This is a genomic window from Agrobacterium sp. K11 (genome assembly GCF_059429395.1).
Genome location: NZ_JCAHRB010000003.1, coordinates 290404 through 308160, shown reverse-complemented (window position 1 = coordinate 308160; position 17757 = coordinate 290404). Strand labels below are relative to the sequence as shown.

Here is a 17757-nt window from a genome sequence, read left to right as displayed (position 1 = left end):
GTGGGTCTTTCGTCCTTGAGCGGGATGGCGAAAAGCGGTAGCGGTTTTCGCCTGGAATTCCGCTCCACTGAATAATCTATGACCAGATGGCATTTGCGGCGGCTAACAACCCGCGCCGAACGGCCTCGTCTGCGTCGATGACAGTATATTGAATCTCAAGGGCTGCGAATGCACCCTCGTAAAGCGCACCGAGCGCGCCGGAGCCGATCAGCACCACCGGCGTGTCCCGCCGTACGGAGGAATGCGAACCGGCGATTTCCAGTCCGATCATGATGCCGGAAAGCTTGGCCTTGGCGTCTGTCGCGGTGAGGCCGTGCAACAATTGTCCAGAGCGCAGGGTGAACAGACGGTTGGTGGCGAGCTGCGGATTGGCATAGACGTCACGCACCGCCGCCCTGAATACCTCGTGCTCGCCGGTAAAGGCTTCGGCTTCCGACACCGCATGGGAAAGGATGGTCTGTTTCGAGATGACCTCGAACAACTCACCGGTCATGAAGGTGGCAAAGCCCGTCACGTCGCTGCCATCCACCGTTACCCATTTGGAATGGGTGCCGGGCATGCAGACCAGCTTCCTGCCGCCACCGGCGGAGCTGAGTGCACCGAGCAATTGCGTTTCTTCGCCACGCATCACATCAGGTGCGTTTTTGTCCCGCTGCGCCAACCCCGGCAGAATGCGGACATCCCGCTCCTGACCCGGCACGCGCACCGCACCATCGAGAACCGCTGAAAGCGATGCAGGCACGTCGATATAACCGGCCTCCACCCAGCCCTGCCGCGCACCCGCCATGCCGCAGATAAGAACCGGCAGTTTTTCCGGTGCACCGATGGCATCGAGATGCGATTGCAGCACCTCTGTAAAGCCGGTCCGCATGGCCGTCGTCATGCCTTCAGAACTTCTGCGCTCAGCCAGCACCGCGCCGGACCGGCTGAGCAGCCAGAGCCGGAAACTGGTCGTGCCCCAGTCGACGGCGATAAAAGCGGGTTCAGACATTATAACAGGCCTCCGTCTACGATTATGGATTGCGCGGTGATCGCGCTCGATGCCGATGATGCGAGAAACAGGCACGGACCCACCAGATCGGCGGCGACAAGCGTGCGCTTGAGACATTGCCGTGCCGTGGTCGAGGTGACGTCGTCGTCCGTCAGCCACAATTCTTTCTGCCGTTCCGTCACGATCATGCCCGGCAGCAACGTGTTGACGCGGATATTTTCCGGCCCCAACCGTCCGGCCAGGCTTTTCGTCAGGCCGATGATGCCGGCCTTGGCTGCCGCATAAGAAGGAAGCTCGCCCATGTTCAGCAAAAACGAAATCGAGGAGAAATTGATGATGGCTGCGTCCTGCGCCTGCCGCAGATGTGGCAAGGCGGCCTGAACCGTGAAGAACATCTGCTTGAGATTGACGGCCTGATTGGCATCCCAATAGGCTTCTGTGACGGTATCGATGTCGTGGCGGTCGTCCCATGCGGCATTGTTGACGAGCACCTTGATGCCGCCGGTTGCAGCTGCTGCCGCCTCCACGCTCTGCCGGGTCGCCGCAATGTCGCGCAGGTCGGTCTTGAAGAAATGGACCGGATGGCGTGCGGCATGAGCAAGCCGCGCAACGAGCGCCACACTCGGCTCTTCGGCGATGTCGATGAACGCGACCCTCGCGCCCTGCGCCGCAAAGGCCTCCACCAGCGATGCCCCGATGCCGGAGCCGCCGCCGGTGACGAGCACGCCCGCGTCCTTGAGGTCAGGGAAATGGGCTTGCATCATCGGCATCATCTCGTCCAGTGGGGGCTTGATTGTTCCATTATTTGGAACTAGATTTTACTAAGTGGAATTATTCTCTTGGCCGCAGGCTTATGTCAAGACAGATGACGGTGGATGTTGCCATGCCCGATCACAAAAACCCAAATGACAGCGAGCATGAGGTGGTTCCTGCCTTGGAGCGAAAAAAGGAAAGCGTAACCGGCACGCTTGGTAAGGCCGTCTCGCTTCTGGAGCTTATCGCCCTTGCCGAAAAACCGATGCGCTTCACCGACGTTGTCGAGGCTTGCGGCCAGCCGCGCGGCACGGTGCACCGCCAGCTCGCCCATCTCGTGGCCGAAGGTCTGGTCGATCATGTCGCCGACCAGACCTATGTCGTGGGTCTGAGGCTGCTGCAACTGGCTGCCAAGGCCTGGAGCGGCAATGATCTGCGCAGCGTTGCCGCGCCGCATCTGGCGGCATTGCAGGAGGCGACGCAGGAATCCGTGCATCTTGCCGTTCTGAACGGCGGGCAAGTCACCTATCTGGACAAGATGGAGGGTAAGCATACTTTGCGCATGCATTCGCAGGTGGGCAAGACATCACCCGCCTACTGCACAGGGGTGGGCAAGGCCGCGCTGTCAATGCTCTCCCCTGATGATCTCGCTGCACTTGCCGCAGAGCTGGACTTCCACCGCTTCACGCAAAATACGATCGTAACCCCGCAAATGCTGGCGCAGGATGTGGCCGCCATTCGCAGCAATGGCTACGGTTTCGACCTTCAGGAGCATGAGATCGGCATTCACTGCGTTGCCGCGCCGGTAAGGGCGCCGGGGCGCAATTTTCTCGCGGCGATTTCCGTCACCGGCCCAGCCTATCGCGTGGATGTGGAGCAACTGCAGAAATGGGGTCCTCTGGTGCGCGAAACGGCCGATCAAATTTCGGCAGAACTTGCCTGCAGATTATCTCCGGTTGCGAATGGTTGAGAAAAATGGATGCGTGAAGCTGTTGGTTTCCTCTTCAAAAACGGCAGATCGCGCGCCGATGCGTGTAAGTGAAATCTTATTTTCGATTATTCGGAATTAAGTTTCAACTTTTGTTTGCATGAATCATTTTGGCGAGTAACATCCGCGCAATTTCCGCACGAAGGCAGGCCTTTGCGGCGGTATTTTCTCTTTTTTGAAGAACCGCTTCATGCAGAAAACAGAGACGGCCGCCGTTCAGTCGATTGGTGTTGATTGCGTTCGCGAGATCGCCGGTCTCAACACGCAATTTGATATATTCCGGTTTTTGAAACGGCTGACGGAAGCCTGGGGATTCAAGGCCTTCATGGTGCTTGACCTGTCGGCCGAAATGGCGAGCGAATTGTCGCAATGCACCATCATCACCAGCTGGCCGGCCGAGCTTTTGCAGCGTTATGACGAAGAGGGCCTGCTGCAGAGAAGCCGGGTGATGGCGCAGTTGAAAAAATCGACCACACCCTTTTCCGTCTCCCTGGATTTTCTGGTCAGCGGCGACGAAAACGCGCCGAAGAAACCGGTCGTCGGACTTTTTGAGCGGTTCGATATGATCAATTCGGTGTGGTTCCCCGTTCACGACATCACCACGATGCGGGGAGCGGTGTCCTTTTCCGGTAACAAAACGACTTTGCCCACCAGCCAGCTAGCGGAACTTTTTTACATTTCCAGCCACATCTTTGCCCGGCTATCTGAAATCCGCCGCCTTGACCTGCGGGTTCCCGAGACATTGAACGAGCGAGAGATAGATTGTCTGAACTGGACGGCCGCCGGCAAGACTAGCGCCGAGATCGCTGAAATCATGATGCTCTCGGAACATACCATCAATCACTACCTGAACCGTGCGACGAAAAAACTCGATACGGTCAACCGCACCCAAGCCGTCGCAAAGGCGCTCCGGGTCGGTCTGATTAAATAGCGAAACCGCAAATTTATCATTGTGATAAATGGGTTCCTGGGCGATCCTTCTTTCGAATCACCGGGAAGGAGAAATCGTTTGCCGGAACGGCATAGGATAAAAGCGGGGTTTTCTCCGACTGTCGATTGCGCCGTACTGATAGCCGCTGCCGAAAAAGGCTTTGCTGCCGACGAAGGCGTAGAACTGGAACTCATCCGAAAACAATCCGCGCGCGCCGTGCTTGCAGCACTTGGCGAGGACGAGGTTCAGATCGCCCATTTGCCCGCCGCGGTTCCTGTCGGTTCCGCGGTTGGCCTCGATGACCTGCCGGCCGATATTGTCGGCGTCTTCACTCTTTCCCTTGGCGGATCGGCAACGACCGTTTCGCACGGATTTTTCGACGAGCTTTACCGGGAGGGCATGAAGCTGCCGGACCCGGCCGCGTTCGGGCGGGCGATGGCCCGTGTCTGTTCCGCGCGCCGGGCGGCGGGTGAAAAACCGCCGGTCTTTGCGATCGAGGATATCGTGTCCACGCCGTTTTATGCATTGCGTTATCTGCTCGCAAGCTGCGGCGTGCTGCTCGGCCGCGACATGGAAATCGTTGAAGCCCTGCCGAAGGCTATGCCGGCGCTTTTGGAAAGCGGCAAGGTCGATGCGCTCTGTACCGCCGAACCGGCGGGCAGCGCTGTGGTGCTGGGTGGCGGCGGGCGGATTGTCACCACGGGAGCGCTGATCTGGCACAATGCTCCTGAAAAGATACTGGCCGTGAAGCGGCCCTGGGCGGAAGAGAACGTCACTGCGCTGGAAGGCTTGCTGCGTTCGCTTTATCGCGCCGGCGAATGGTGCGCCAACTCCGCCAATATCGAGGAACTTACCGGCATTCTTGCCGCCCCCCATTATATTGACGAGAACGGCGAATTCCTGCTTCCGGCGCTGACTGGCTATATTTCCACTTCGCAAAGGGACATGCAGCGTTTTCAGGAGTTTTTCGTAACAAGCGCCAAGGCCGCCAATTTCCCCTGGCAAAGCCAGGCGCTGTGGTTCTTCAGCCAGATGTTGCGCTGGGGCGAGGTTCCCCCCGATCGCCGGTTCGATGCAGCCGTGGTGGAGGCCGCGCGCAATGCCTATCGGCCAGATATCTTCCGCAAGGCGATGAAGCCGCTTTTCGTGCCGGTGCCGGGTGCGAACCTGAAGCTGGAAGGCACGTTGCGGGAGCCGGTCCATGTCGGGGCGTCACGCTCGGGTCTTGTCCTCGGCCCCGACTGTTTTTTCGATGGTCGGGTTTTCGATCCGGAAACGCTTGATATGGACGACGAAATCTGAAGTCTGCGAATAAACCGTCGCGACGATCCGCTGTTTGCGGTTTGGCATTGGCGAACGGGCCGCGTTTGTCTATGGATGGCGCGGAATGCAGCCCATATCCGGCGGGATGATGTAGCGGAGTAAACATATGGCAGAGGTCAGCAAGCACCAGGTCGAAAAGGCTTTGGAGGCAGTCATCTATCCGGGCAGCGGCAAAAGTATTGTGGCGCTTGGCATGGTCTCGGAAATCTTCATCGCCGACGCGAAAGCCTATTTCTCTATTACCGTCCCGGCCGACAGGGCAGCCGACATGGAGCCGTTGAGGCTTTCGGCTGAACAGGCCGCCAGGGGCGTTCCGGGTATCGCCGGTGCCGTCGTCGCGCTGACGGCGGATCGCAAACCCGGCACACAACAACCCGCACCGGCGCGCCCGGCACCGGCACCCGCGCGCCCTGCGGCTGCAACCGGTCGCCCGCCCGCGCAGCCCGGCTCGTCAAAGGTCGGCGTTCCCGGCGTCGGCGCGATCATCGCCGTTGCCTCGGGCAAGGGCGGGGTCGGCAAGTCCACGACCGCCGTCAACCTGGCGCTGGGCCTGCAGGCGCTGGGCCTCAAGGTTGGCATGCTCGATGCCGACATTTACGGCCCCTCGCTGCCACGACTGCTAAAGATTTCAGGACGCCCGCAGCAGCAGGAAGACCGCATCATCATTCCCATGGAAAATTACGGACTGAAGGTCATGTCCATGGGATTTCTGGTGGATGAGGAAGCGGCGATGATCTGGCGTGGGCCGATGGTTCAGTCCGCATTGATGCAGATGTTGCGTGAAGTCGCCTGGGGTGAACTCGATGTGCTGGTGCTCGACATGCCGCCTGGCACCGGCGACGCGCAACTCACCATCGCCCAGCAGGTGCCGCTCGCCGGCGCCGTCATCGTCTCCACGCCGCAGGATCTGGCGCTGATCGACGCGCGCAAGGGCATCACCATGTTCCGCAAGGTGGAAGTGCCGCTGCTCGGCGTCGTCGAGAATATGAGCTACTTCATCGCACCGGATACCGGCGCGCGTTACGATATTTTCGGCCATGGCGGTGCTAAGGCAGAGGCTGAGCGGATTGGCGTGCCGTTCCTCGGCGAAGTGCCGCTCACCATTTCCATCCGTGAAATGTCTGATGCCGGAACGCCGGTGGTTGCCGCCGAGCCGGATGGTCCGCAGGCCGCCATCTACCGCGATATTGCGGAAAAAGTCTGGGCCCGCATCGGTGCGGGCGAAAGAAAAGCCGCCCCGAAAATCGTTTTCGAATAACGTACCGGTTAAGGAAGAAAAAAGGCCGGGCGGTTGTCGTGCCTGGATATATTTTAAAAACAATATGTTAACTGGTGGCTTCGGGAAAGGCCGATGCATTTGAACGCCAGAGATGCATCGCCTGCAATGCTGTCGCGAGAAAATATTGCTTGATTGGGTCTCGCTTTGGGAGCATAGCCCTGCGCCGTTTGGTTCTTGGTCCGTCAGTCCGGCGGGATGTGAAAATCCCGCTCGTTCCGGTGTTCCCTGAAGTGTCGTCCAAAGGTTTGCCGACCTTGAACAGGATATGTTAAGCAGCATTGCGGCTGAAGCCAGCGATGCGGACCGGAGAAACGGATTGATAAAAGCCTATCGCGCCAACTGCGAGGCGATCAGCCTGTCGCCAGACGACGGCCGTGAACAGATTCCCGACGATATCGTCTGGATCGACCTTATCAATCCGACGAGGACGGAAGAGCAGTATGTTGAAAAACTGCTGGGTCTTGAGCTGCCCACCCGCGAGGATTTGAAGGATATCGAACCTTCCAGCCGCCTTTACATGGAAGATGGCAACGTCTTCATGACCGCCTCTCTGGTTTGGAAGGCAGATTCCGACGGTCCACGCCTGACCGATGTCGCCTTCATTCTTGCCGGCAAGCGCCTTGTGACGATCCGTTATGCCGAGCCGAAATCATTCCACCTCTTCACCGCCGCCATCACCCGCGTCCCGCACGAGATGCGCAGCGGCACCGCGCTGTTGCTGAAACTGCTGGAAACCATCGTCGATCGCACGGCGGAAATTCTCGAAAACTCGGTGGCAGGCATCGACAATCTCGCCGCCGATCTTCTCGGCAGCCAGGCGCGCAGCAAGCGCAAGGCGCCGCGTTATCTAGAAGACCGACTGACGAACATTGCCGCCTATCACCGGCTGATCTCCAAGGTTCGTGACAGCCTTGCTTCCCTTGCACGCCTGCAGACTTTCCTGTCCACAAGTGGGCAGGTCCAGCAGGACAAGGAAGCGAGGGAACAGAGCAAATCGATCGGTCGGGATATCCAGTCGTTGAGCGAACATGCCTCCTTCGTTTCCGGCAATCTGACATTCCTGCTGGACGCTTCTCTCGGCATCATCAACATCGAGCAGAACGGCATCATCAAGATCTTCTCGATCGCGTCGGTCGTGTTCCTGCCGCCAACTCTGGTGGCGTCGGTTTACGGAATGAACTTTCAGCTCATGCCGGAGTTGAACTGGACGTTTGGCTATCCACTCGCGCTCGTCGTCATGCTGATGTCGGCAATCATCCCGTTTCTCTTTTTCCGTTGGAAGGGCTGGCTCTAAGGAGCCAGGATCATCATGTCTCAAATCGCAGACAAGGACTTTACCGAGAAGCCGGATTCGGATGACAAGCATCAGAACAAGGGGCTTTATGCCGCGATCCTTGGTTCTATCGGCGTCGTCTACGGCGATATCGGCACCAGCCCGCTCTATGCCTTCCGCGAAGCGCTAAAGCCGATCGCCTATGATGGCGTGACGAGAGAAGAAGTCATCGGCCTGACATCCCTGATGATCTGGTCTCTGACGATCATCGTAACGTTCAAATACATCACGCTCCTGCTGCGCGCCGACAATGACGGCGAGGGCGGCACACTCTCGCTTCTGGCGCTGTTGATGAAGACGGCGGGCACTCACCGAAGCGTTCTCATCGTGCTCGGCCTCATCGGCGCAGCCCTGTTCCTGGGCGATGCCATGATCACGCCTGCGCTATCAGTGCTTTCGGCGGTGGAGGGTCTGAAGCTCGTCACTCCGGCCATGGACGACTTTATTATTCCGATCTCCGTCTGCATTCTCATCGGCCTATTCGCGATCCAATCGCACGGTACGGGAACGGTGGCGAAATTCTTCGGACCGATCACCGCTGTCTGGTTCCTGGTCATGGGTGTAGCCGGCCTCATTCACATCGCCGATGATTTCGGCATTCTCTATGCCTTCAACCCCTGGCATGCGGTCGAGTTTCTCGCCAATGAAGGCTTTTATGGCATCGTCGTGCTGGGCGCGGTTTTCCTGACGATCACCGGTGCTGAAGCGCTTTATGCCGATCTCGGCCATTTCGGCCGCCGTCCCATCCAGTGGGCATGGTTCTGTCTGGTTTTCCCGGCGCTGACGCTGAATTATCTCGGTCAGGGCGCGCTGGTTCTCAAGGACCCGGCGGCGATGTCCAATCCGTTTTACCTGATGTTCCCGCAATGGGCGATCCTGCCGGCCGTCATTCTTGCGACCGCCGCCACCATCATCGCCAGCCAGGCGGTTATAACAGGCGCGTTCTCGCTCGTGCGTCAGGCGATCCATCTCGGCTATCTGCCGCGGATGGAAATCCTCTTCACTTCGGAAACCAATACCGGGCAGATCTATCTTCCCGCCGTCAACACCATCCTGCTGTTCGGCGTCGTCGCACTGGTGCTCACCTTCAAAAGTTCGGATGCACTGGCCACCGCCTACGGCATTTCCGTTACCGGCGCGATGGTCGTCACCAGCATGATGTTCTTCGAATTCGTTCGCAAGCGCTGGCAATGGTCCATCTGGCTGGCGATTGGCGTGCTGGCGCCGCTTCTGCTGCTGGAACTGATTTTCCTCGGTGCAAACCTGCTCAAGATACATGATGGCGGCTACGTGCCGGTGTTGCTGGCAATCGCTTTCACCATCATCATGACTACCTGGCAGCGCGGCTCGAAAATCCTTTTCGCCAAAACCCGCCGCAGCGATGTGCCGCTGAAGGCTTTCGTGGCTTCGGTGGAAAAGGAAAGCGCCCATGCGCCGGTGCGCGTGCCCGGCACAGCGATTTTCCTGACTGGCGATCCGGATGCCGCACCCGCTGCATTGCTGCACAATCTCAAGCACAACCACGTCCTGCACGACAAGAACGTGATTTTGACGATCCGCACGGAAGACCAGCCGCGCGTCCGCCCCGAAAATCGTTACACATTGACGAAGCTGAGCGATCGTTTTGCCGTAGTCGAACTGCATTTCGGCTTCATGGAAACGCAGAACGTCACCCAGGCGCTCGGTTACCTCAGGCGCACGGGTTACAAGTTCGACATCATGTCCACCTCGTTTTATCTCGGTCGCCGCAAGCTGGTGCCGGATCCGAAATCGGGCATGCCCGGCTGGCAGAATCGACTGTTCATTGCGCTTGCCGAAACGGCCGCCGATCCCTCGGACTACTTCCGCCTTCCGGCCAACCGCGTGGTGGAACTCGGATCTCACGTCGTCGTCTGATTATTAGAAGGTGGTTACACATTAACGTGAAGCCGCGCCCGCGCGCGGCGTTAACCAAGCATCAAGGTTAATAAGAGATTCTCGAACACCTGTAACAAATATGGTTCCTGGTGTTCGGAGTGCTGGTTTTGCGTTCGAAAAGAGTAATGCGTCGTCGGTCCTTTGCGTCCCTTCAGGCATGGACCTCACCCGTTGTCTTCGGCCTTGCTGCCTGGCTCGTCTTTCCTTCCATTGCCGCACGCGCGGATTTGGCCTCCCTGCTGGCAGGGCTGGACAATGGCGGCGAGCAATGGCGCATGGTGCTGACCGCGTCTCCGGCAGGCTCTGTCCATAATGCCTCGCTCACCTTTAACGATGCGGAAGGGGAGGCGGCGTTGCATGGCAGCGGCATGACCCTGCCCGATGGCCGCAAGGTGGCTTTCGTCACCAACAAGAAGGGTGACGAGACGACACCCGACAGCGAGCGCGTCAACCGTGCTGCCAAGAAGGGTCGCATCGTCGCAACCGAAATCATGCAGCCGCCAAAGGCCTTCACCGCCGGTTCCGTGCTGGAACGCACCAGCATGCTGGATATAGAGCCGCTGAAGCGCAAGGACCGCACGGCTTTCGTGAAACCGAAACGCGGCAGCGACGTCAAACTTGCCTCTTTCTATTTCCGCCGTGAAGAAAAGAAGGCCGACAAAAGCGTCTCTCCGATGCTGGCGGAACTCGTCACCAACAGGACTCCCGATATTCTCGCCACGGCTTACGCGCCGGCCGAACCGGATTTCGCCCGTGAATCGCCGTTCGACGCCATTCTGAAAAAGCCGGAGGCCGGCCGCTTCGTGCCGTTGATCGGCGCGGACGATCACGCATGGGCGGCAACGCCGCTGCCCGCTGCCGTGTTTTCCGCAGCCGAACAGCAATGCCTCGCATCCGGCATCTATTTCGAGGCGCGCGGTGAATCGGTCAAGGGACAGGCGGCGGTGGCACAGGTGATCCTTAACCGCGTGCGCAACCCCGCTTATCCGAAAACCATCTGCGGTGTGGTTTATCAGAACAAGGACTGGCGCAACCGCTGCCAGTTCTCCTTCGCCTGCGACAATATAAAGGACCGGGTGAATTCCGAACGTCACTGGAAAATGGCCCGCGAAGTGGCCATGGCAACCACCGCCGGCAAAATTTGGCTGACGGAAGTGGGCTCGGCGACTCACTACCATGCCGTCTATGTTCGTCCCGCCTGGGGAAAATCCATGAAGAAGGTCGGTAGGATTGGCTTGCACGTCTTTTATCGAACCTATGGTGGCGGCTGGAGCTGATACCACCGCCAATTTGTCGCAATTTGCGTGTCAAAAATGCCGATTCCCGGGGGAAACATCGTCGACAAACGGCGATTTGGCGTTAAGCCTTTGTTTTTAAATATTTAATTTGTGAAAAAACAAGCTTCGCCAGTGCCTTGACTAGCGAAGCCCCTAAAACTATGTTGCGCGCGACTTCAGAGCGGGCTGGAACAGGCTTAATCCGTCACCGTTTACAACTCCAAAGGGTTCTGGCATGGCTGGAACGGAGAAAATGGGTGGGATTTTAAGATGACTGGCAACCGTGACGATAGTCTGGACGAGCGTCGCAAGCGCCTTGCCGAAGAGTTGGCAAAGGTGAAGGCGGAGGATGAGGCGGAAGTGAGGGCGGAGACCAATGCCGCGGAAAGCCGGAAAGGCTTTGCGATGGCGGTGAAGCTCTCATCGGAGTTCATTTCGGCCATCGTGGTCGGCGCTATGCTGGGTTATCTTCTGGACTATTTTGTCGGCACGACGCCGTGGGGGATGATCGTTCTTCTTCTTCTCGGTTTCTGCGCAGGTGTATTGAATGTGTTGCGCTCCACGGGCGCGGTGGCAAAGCCGCCGCTGCTTGAGAGAGCCGACAAGCGAGACGAGGGTGGAAAAGACGGCGTTTAAGCTGTTTTTTCTTGCAGTTGAGATGCCGCCATGAGCGGCGACAGGTAAAGAGGGCAGCCGGTGGCAAACGATCCGACCCATCAGTTCTTGGTGCAGCCGATCATTCCGATCGAAATTGGCGGCGTCGATTTTTCCTTCACCAATGCGTCGCTTTTCATGGTCGCGACCGTGGCCGCCGCTTCCGGTTTCCTTTATTTCGCAACGTCGAGCCGCGGTCTGATCCCGACCCGCATGCAGTCCGTTGCTGAAATGTCCTATGAATTCATCGCCTCCATGCTGCGCGAAGGCGCCGGCAAGAAGGGCATGGTGTTCTTCCCATTCGTATTCTCGCTGTTCATGTTCGTGCTGACTGCGAACCTTCTCGGCATGTTCCCGTATTTCTTCACGGTCACCAGCCAGATCATCGTCACCTTCGCGCTTGCCTGCCTCGTCATTGGCACGGTCGTCGTTTACGGTTTCTACAAGCACGGTCTGCATTTCTTCGGCATCTTCGCACCTTCGGGCGTGCCGAAGGCGCTATTGCCGCTTGTCGCGTCAATTGAAATGATTTCGTTCCTGTCGCGCCCGATCAGCCTTTCCGTTCGTCTCTTCGCGAACATGCTGGCTGGCCACATCACGCTCAAGGTTTTCGCAGGCTTCGTCGCCTCCATGGGTGCGCTCGGCGCGCTCGGTATCGGCGGTGCAGTCCTGCCTCTCATCATGACGGTCGCAATGACCGCTCTCGAATTTCTCGTTGCCTTCCTGCAGGCTTATGTGTTCGCGGTACTGACTTGCATGTACCTGAACGACGCCGTGCATGGTGGTCACTGAGAAGTAAAGTCGCTGGCCCCGGCAACGGGCGCCAAAAGATAGCCGCAACAACCAATATCTCAAGGAGTCTCACATGGAAGCGGAAGCAGCAAAGTACATCGGCGCAGGTCTCGCATGCCTCGGCATGGCTGGTACGTCCCTCGCACTCGGCCGTATCTTCGGTGATTACCTCTCCGGCGCACTGCGCAACCCCTCTGCTGCCGACAGCCAGTTCGGCCGTCTGGTATTCGGCTTCGCCGTTACGGAAGCTCTGGGCATCTTCTCGCTGCTCGTAGCTCTCCTTCTCCTGTTCGCTGTCTAATAACGGCATCAGGTCTGGATCACGGCTCGCGCAAACTGCGTGCCGTGATCCTTCGCATTTGCAGTCCCCCTGGAGGTGAGCATGTTCGTGACCGAGGCTTATGCCCAGTCAGCACCGACCGTAGGTGAAACGCATACGGAAACTCCGGCTGTCGGCCAGCCGCAACCGGAAGCCACGCACACGGAAACCGGTGTAGCGCACGGCGCCGAACACGGTGCTTCCGGCGTTTTCCCGCCGTTCGACCAGTCTACTTATGCATCGCAGGTCCTGTGGCTGGCGATCACGTTCGGCCTTTTCTACCTGCTCATGCAGAAGGTCATCGTTCCTCGCGTCGGCGGCATTCTGGAAAACCGTCATGGGCGCATTGCACAGGATCTCGATGAAGCGGCACGGCTGAAAAGTGAAGCCGACGCTGCCGTCGAAACCTATGAAAAAGAACTCGCGGCAGCCCGCGCCAAGGCAAGCTCGATAGGCTCCGCGGCACGTGACGCCGCCAAGGCGAAAGCCGATGCCGACCGCGTCGCTATCGAAGCCGGACTTGCCGAGAAGCTTGCCGCCGCCGAAAAGCGCATTGCGGGTATCAGGGATCAGGCATTCGCGGATGTCGGCGCCATTGCCGAGGAAACCGCGACCGCAATCGTTGACCAGCTGGTTGGCGCCAAGGTCAAGGATGCCGACGTCAAGGCCGCCATTGCAGCCGCTTCGACTGTGAAGGGAGCCTGATATGGCGTTTGATGCATCATTTTTCGCTCTTGTCGGTCTTGTCCTTTTCTTCGTCCTGATCGCCTATCTCAAGGTTCCGGGCATGCTCTCCAAGTCTCTGGACGAGCGCGCACAGAACATTCAGGACGAACTGGCCGAAGCCAAGCGTCTGCGCGAAGAGGCACAGCACCTGCTGGCCGAATATCAGCGCAAGCGCAAGGAAGCCGAAGCTGAAGCAGCTGGCATCGTTGCCGCTGCCGAACGCGAAGCGGCCGCCCTGACCGCCGAAGCCAAGCAGAAGACGGAAGAATTCGTCGTCCGCCGCACGGCCCTGTCGGAACAGAAGATCAAGCAGGCAGAAGAAGACGCCATCGGCGCCGTTCGTGCCGCCGCCGTGGACATCGCCATTGCAGCTTCCGAGAAGCTCATTGCCGAAAAGACCACCGCTGCCGCAAAGGCCAAACTTTTCGCCAACACCATTGGCGAGGTGAAGTCGAAGCTGAACTAAGTTCATCTCGGACTATTCAAAACCCCTCCGGCACCCGCCGCGAGGGGTTTTTTGTTTTATGCCTCAGCCAGGGGCGGTGTTGGCAGACTCGCGGTTGCACACTGTGGTGCCGGCTTGCAGCGTGTCTATCGATATCTGTCGACCTTTGGAGAAAAAGCATCGGCTTTGTGGACTGGATGCTGGCCGGCAATTCGTGGCTGCCAATTTGTCGAGGCTCGTTAAGTGATCGCGGGATAGATTGTCTTGGCCTCCAGCGCTATCAGCACCGCCAGTACAAAAGCTGCCGCGGTGGCAACCAGAAATGCGCCACTGAAAGCCAGGCCTGCTTTCGCGATGCCCAAGCCGAGATCCTGCATCAGCCATCTTATCTGAGCCAGCGCATACCAGATCGTGGCGAGCGCGATAATGGCGAGCCCGAACGTAAGGCCATGTTCCAGAGGCATGGATGCAAAATCGAAGCCCAGAACCAGGACAAATGTAAACGGCGCAGCCACGTAACATTGGCTGAAGAACGGCGGACGCAGGGAGTTTCGGGTGATCCTCACCCGTTTCCACCGCAGAAGCGTGACGGCCATACACAGCGGATAAATCCCGAATATAACGCCACGCGCTATGAGCAGGTTCGAACCCGAACCAAGCTCCCGGGCGGCCAATGCGGGATCGTAAATGGTCGGAAGGGAAGCGGAGAGCCCCTGCGAAAATAGCAGAGTGATCAGGAGGAAGAGGGGCGGACTCAGTGTGTCGTCATACTGGTCCTCGAGCCGATCCGCGAGTTCGCTATCGGCGTAGCGCATCATGCTGAGCGGTGCGACGACCGATCGCCACATTGTGAGCGGATAGAAGAGGAGCCATGAAACCAGCTCGTAGAGAAGTTCTTCGAGCGACTTCAACAGTTTCATGAAATCCAAATCTCTTCTCCCAAAGCCCGTCAAGTCCACGCATTGAGATAGAATTCTACCAGTGGAGACGGAGATCGTCACCTCATGGCAGGGCGCTGAAATCCGGGGCGAGGCCGCATTCTCCGCTTCAGGATCGTGGTTTTCGATCAGTCCTGCTTCAGCGGCCTGAAACTCATCCGGTGCAGCGGGCAGGGCCCATGGCTTTCTATGGCGCGCAGGTGGGCTGGTGTGCCGTAACCCGCATGGCCTTCGAAACCATAGGAGCTGTGCACTACACCGGCCCGTTCCATCATCCGGTCACGGGTCACCTTGGCGATGATCGAAGCGGCGGCGATTGAGAGGGAGCGGGAATCGCCCTTGATGACGGCCTTTGACTCGCAGGTGATGCCCGGCGGCTTGTCGCGGCCATCTGTCAGCACGAGGGCCGGGGAGATTTCGAGGCCGAGTACGGCGCGACGCATCGCGTCGAGGCTGGCGCGCAGGATATTCATGGTGTCGATAAGGCCGGGGCCGGAGGAGGCGACGGAAACGATCGATGTTTCCATGATTTGCAGAAACAGGCTTTCCCGTTTCAGCTTGGTCAGTTTCTTGGAATCGTCAAGACCACCAGGAATATTGTCGGGATCGAGAATGACAGCTGCCGCAACCACTGGTCCCGCGAGAGGCCCCCGGCCTGCCTCATCCGTGCCGGCCACGGGCCAAAGCCCCTTCTTCCTCGCTTCAAGTTCGAAGGAGAAATCGGGGCCCGTATCGGCGAGATCAAAGAGGGCAGGAGAATCGGGTGTGGTGCGGCGTTTCATGCGGCAGAAACTTGCACACACACCCGATCTCCTGCAAGCCCCCGGAAGCGGGCGATGACGGGCGCGGCCAGCCGGGTCAAGGGGCGTGGCCAACCGTGCCCCTTAGGTCGTCATGACCTTTGATCCTCCAACGGGGCGGCGGAGGAAAAACGATCGCACGCGAGGCGGCGGGTTCCGGGGGTGATGTCCGACGGGCCAGGGAAAACCCGCCGGGCATTTCGTCAAGAGCATGGCCCCGTCAACAGGAAAGGGCTGCCACTCTTTATGGGTCTGCACCGCTGGGTATCGTTGCGCGCATCGTAATGCGCCTTTGATCGGCCAAGCGGGCCTCATATTTTCAAAGCAGCGACAATTGCACGCCGGCACCTCCCGGCGGCACGAAGATGTCGTCGCGCAGGTGAATGCCACGGCGGATGAGGCCAAGCCGTTTCGTCGCCATTTCGAAACGCCTGCCGATCTGCCATGCATAGGGACCAGCACCCTTCATGCGTTTTCCGAATTCCGCATCGTAATCCTTGCCGTCGCGCATGGAGCGCACCAGCGACATGACATGCCGGTAGCGGTCCGGATAGTTGCGCAGCAGCCAGTCGCGGAAGAGCGGGCTGACCTCCAGCGGCAGGCGCAGCAGCACGTAGGAGGCCTCCGTTGCGCCAGCGGCCTTGCCGGCTTCGAGAATTCGTTCGATCTCATGATCGTTGAGTGCGGGAATGACAGGTGCCATCATAACCGCCACGGGAATGCCGGCATCCGTCAGCGCCTTGACCGCTTCCAGCCGCTTTTCGGGCGTGGCGGCGCGCGGTTCCATGCTGCGTGCCAGCTTGCGGTCCAGCGTCGTCACGGAAATACCAACCTTGACTAGACCCTTCTTGGCCATGGGCGCGAGAATATCGATATCCCGCTTGATCAGGGCCGATTTGGTGACGATGGCGACGGGATGGTCGGCCTTTGCCAGCACTTCCAGTATCTGCCGCATGATCCGCCATTCGCGCTCGATCGGCTGATAGGGGTCGGTATTGGTGCCGATGGCAATGACGCGCGGCTTGTAGCCGGGCTTCGCCAGCTCCCTTTCGAGCAGTTTTGCCGCATCCGGCTTGGCGAAAAGCTTCGCCTCGAAATCCAGCCCCGCAGAAAGCCCCATATAGCTGTGCGTCGGACGGGCGAAACAGTAGATGCAGCCATGTTCGCAGCCGCGATAGGGATTGATGGAACGGTCGAAAGGGATGTCAGGCGATTCGTTGCGGCTGATGATGCTGCGCGGCTTTTCCACCTGCACTTCGGTGCGGAACTCCGGCAGCTCCTCGAGGGTCTGCCAGCCATCGTCGAAAACCTCCCGCTGCAGGGCCTCAAAGCGCCCGCCCGGGTTAAGTCCGGCACCACGCCCGCGACGACGGTCGATCTCGATGCGCAGGCCCGACGCATCGGCCAACGCATTGGCAATGTCAGGCGTATGGCTCGGCTGGAAAGCAGCCTGCTCCGAAAGCGTATGGTCTCTCATCTGGATGCTCCCAGGGTGCCGCACGCCTCTCAAGGCAAGCCAACGCCCTAAACCGTTTCCACTCGAACCGGCGTTTCATTGCCTCTTCGAATGATTAAATTCCTACCGCAGAAAGGAGAACATTACAAGAACAAAAAATGCAAAATCGATAGCTGGCCGACCCGCCACCGGGGTCCTGTTTCTATCAATCCCACCTGAAGGTGGGCTGGAGTTAAGCCTGAACGGTCGCGGATTTTCTGACATCCAGTGCAGTGGCAATTTATTGTGCGATGCGTTAGAGCTATGCATATGTTGACAGTCATAATGGAATGCCGGGATCAGGAACCGGAACTGGCGCATACGCTGTCTGCGCTTGTAACCGGGGCCGTGGAAGGGCTGGTAAGCGACGTTGTGATCCTCGATCACGGTTCGCGCGATGGATCGTCGCGCGTCGCCGATGCCGCTGGCTGCCGTTTTTATGCGCAGTGGGATATTGAGGATGTCATGCGCTCGGCGCGCGGGCATTGGATCCTGCTGGTCGAACCGGGTGCGCGTCCGCAGAGCGGCTGGATCGAAGAGATTCTCGAATATGTGGCTGTCTGTGCCGAGCCCGCGCGTTTCTCGCCGTCCCGGTATCACAAGCGGCCCTTTTTCAGCCGGATAGTGCGCCGCCGTCCTCCCCTGGAATGCGGCTACCTGATGCCGAAGAAACATGCGGTGGCGATCGCAAAATCCGGCATGGGCCTGACACAGCTCGTGCACGCGCAAAAGCCGCGCCGCCTGAATGCGGAACTGGTTCCCGCCTGGACGGCGAGAACTTCCAACTAATCTGCAA

The 17757-nt window shown here is 58.8% G+C and carries 18 protein-coding genes; 13 read left to right on the top strand and 5 right to left on the bottom strand.

Going from position 1 to position 17757, the window contains the following annotated elements; genetic code table 11:
• Window positions 1-76 precede the first annotated feature (76 nt).
• Window positions 77-991 carry a 2-dehydro-3-deoxygalactonokinase gene (locus tag AC5SEO_RS06735; RefSeq protein WP_113555979.1) on the bottom strand — a complete coding sequence of 305 codons (915 nt, stop codon included), beginning with the start codon at window positions 989-991 and terminating at the stop codon, window positions 77-79.
• Window positions 991-1761, bottom strand: coding sequence for an SDR family NAD(P)-dependent oxidoreductase (locus AC5SEO_RS06730; protein WP_019564225.1), 771 nt, complete (start codon window positions 1759-1761; stop codon window positions 991-993). The genes AC5SEO_RS06735 and AC5SEO_RS06730 overlap by 1 nt, the downstream gene beginning before the upstream one ends.
• An 83-nt stretch (window positions 1762-1844) precedes the next feature.
• Here AC5SEO_RS06730 and AC5SEO_RS06725 point away from each other — a divergent pair, with 83 nt between their 5' ends.
• The 12 genes from AC5SEO_RS06725 to AC5SEO_RS06670 all read left to right on the top strand — a co-directional run bounded on the left by AC5SEO_RS06725 (window position 1845) and on the right by AC5SEO_RS06670 (window position 13749).
• Window positions 1845-2714 carry an IclR family transcriptional regulator gene (locus tag AC5SEO_RS06725; protein ID WP_174068029.1) on the top strand — a complete coding sequence of 290 codons (870 nt, stop codon included), beginning with the start codon at window positions 1845-1847 and terminating at the stop codon, window positions 2712-2714.
• A gap of 208 nt (window positions 2715-2922) precedes the next feature.
• Window positions 2923-3663 carry a helix-turn-helix transcriptional regulator gene (locus AC5SEO_RS06720; protein ID WP_112958942.1) on the top strand — a complete coding sequence of 247 codons (741 nt, stop codon included), beginning with the start codon at window positions 2923-2925 and terminating at the stop codon, window positions 3661-3663.
• Window positions 3664-3741: 78 nt separating this feature from the next.
• Window positions 3742-4965 carry a CmpA/NrtA family ABC transporter substrate-binding protein gene (locus AC5SEO_RS06715; protein WP_174068030.1) on the top strand — a complete coding sequence of 408 codons (1224 nt, stop codon included), beginning with the start codon at window positions 3742-3744 and terminating at the stop codon, window positions 4963-4965.
• Between the two features lie 127 nt (window positions 4966-5092).
• Entirely contained in the window at window positions 5093-6244 is a 1152-nt protein-coding gene (locus tag AC5SEO_RS06710; protein WP_111796222.1) for an Mrp/NBP35 family ATP-binding protein, read from the top strand.
• Window positions 6245-6581: 337 nt separating this feature from the next.
• Entirely contained in the window at window positions 6582-7559 is a 978-nt protein-coding gene (gene corA, locus AC5SEO_RS06705; RefSeq protein ID WP_003511691.1) for a magnesium/cobalt transporter CorA, read from the top strand.
• Between the two features lie 15 nt (window positions 7560-7574).
• Window positions 7575-9494, top strand: a complete 1920-nt coding sequence (locus AC5SEO_RS06700) for a potassium transporter Kup (RefSeq protein ID WP_013635578.1) — start codon at window positions 7575-7577, stop codon at window positions 9492-9494.
• A 146-nt stretch (window positions 9495-9640) separates the two neighbouring features.
• Window positions 9641-10792 (top strand): cell wall hydrolase, encoded by a 1152-nt coding sequence (locus tag AC5SEO_RS06695; RefSeq protein ID WP_019564219.1) that lies wholly within the window; start codon window positions 9641-9643, stop codon window positions 10790-10792.
• A 270-nt stretch (window positions 10793-11062) separates the two neighbouring features.
• Window positions 11063-11428: an AtpZ/AtpI family protein gene (locus AC5SEO_RS06690; RefSeq protein WP_003511695.1), complete on the top strand. Its 366-nt coding sequence runs from the start codon at window positions 11063-11065 to the stop codon at window positions 11426-11428.
• Between the two features lie 60 nt (window positions 11429-11488).
• Entirely contained in the window at window positions 11489-12238 is a 750-nt protein-coding gene (locus tag AC5SEO_RS06685) for a F0F1 ATP synthase subunit A (RefSeq protein ID WP_003511697.1), read from the top strand.
• Between the two features lie 73 nt (window positions 12239-12311).
• The gene (locus AC5SEO_RS06680) at window positions 12312-12539 is read left to right on the top strand and encodes a F0F1 ATP synthase subunit C (protein WP_003494147.1); all 228 of its coding nucleotides are present in this window, start codon (window positions 12312-12314) and stop codon (window positions 12537-12539) included.
• Between the two features lie 81 nt (window positions 12540-12620).
• Window positions 12621-13262 (top strand): F0F1 ATP synthase subunit B, encoded by a 642-nt coding sequence (locus tag AC5SEO_RS06675; RefSeq protein WP_003511698.1) that lies wholly within the window; start codon window positions 12621-12623, stop codon window positions 13260-13262.
• A gap of 1 nt (window position 13263) precedes the next feature.
• A complete protein-coding gene (locus AC5SEO_RS06670; protein WP_003511699.1) occupies window positions 13264-13749 on the top strand; it encodes a F0F1 ATP synthase subunit B in 486 nt (161 codons plus the stop codon).
• Between the two features lie 218 nt (window positions 13750-13967).
• Here the strand turns inward: AC5SEO_RS06670 and AC5SEO_RS06665 are convergent, their stop codons facing one another.
• The 3 genes from AC5SEO_RS06665 to AC5SEO_RS06655 form a co-directional block, all read right to left on the bottom strand.
• Window positions 13968-14657 carry a permease gene (locus tag AC5SEO_RS06665; protein ID WP_174068031.1) on the bottom strand — a complete coding sequence of 230 codons (690 nt, stop codon included), beginning with the start codon at window positions 14655-14657 and terminating at the stop codon, window positions 13968-13970.
• Window positions 14658-14794: 137 nt separating this feature from the next.
• Entirely contained in the window at window positions 14795-15448 is a 654-nt protein-coding gene (gene rnhB, locus AC5SEO_RS06660; RefSeq protein ID WP_112958945.1) for a ribonuclease HII, read from the bottom strand.
• A gap of 337 nt (window positions 15449-15785) precedes the next feature.
• Entirely contained in the window at window positions 15786-16943 is a 1158-nt protein-coding gene (locus AC5SEO_RS06655; RefSeq protein ID WP_174068032.1) for a PA0069 family radical SAM protein, read from the bottom strand.
• 288 nt (window positions 16944-17231) lie between these two features.
• On the opposite strand from AC5SEO_RS06655, the gene AC5SEO_RS06650 reads away from it, so the two are divergent.
• Window positions 17232-17750, top strand: a complete 519-nt coding sequence (locus AC5SEO_RS06650; RefSeq protein WP_003511706.1) for a hypothetical protein — start codon at window positions 17232-17234, stop codon at window positions 17748-17750.
• Window positions 17751-17757: the final 7 nt, after the last annotated feature.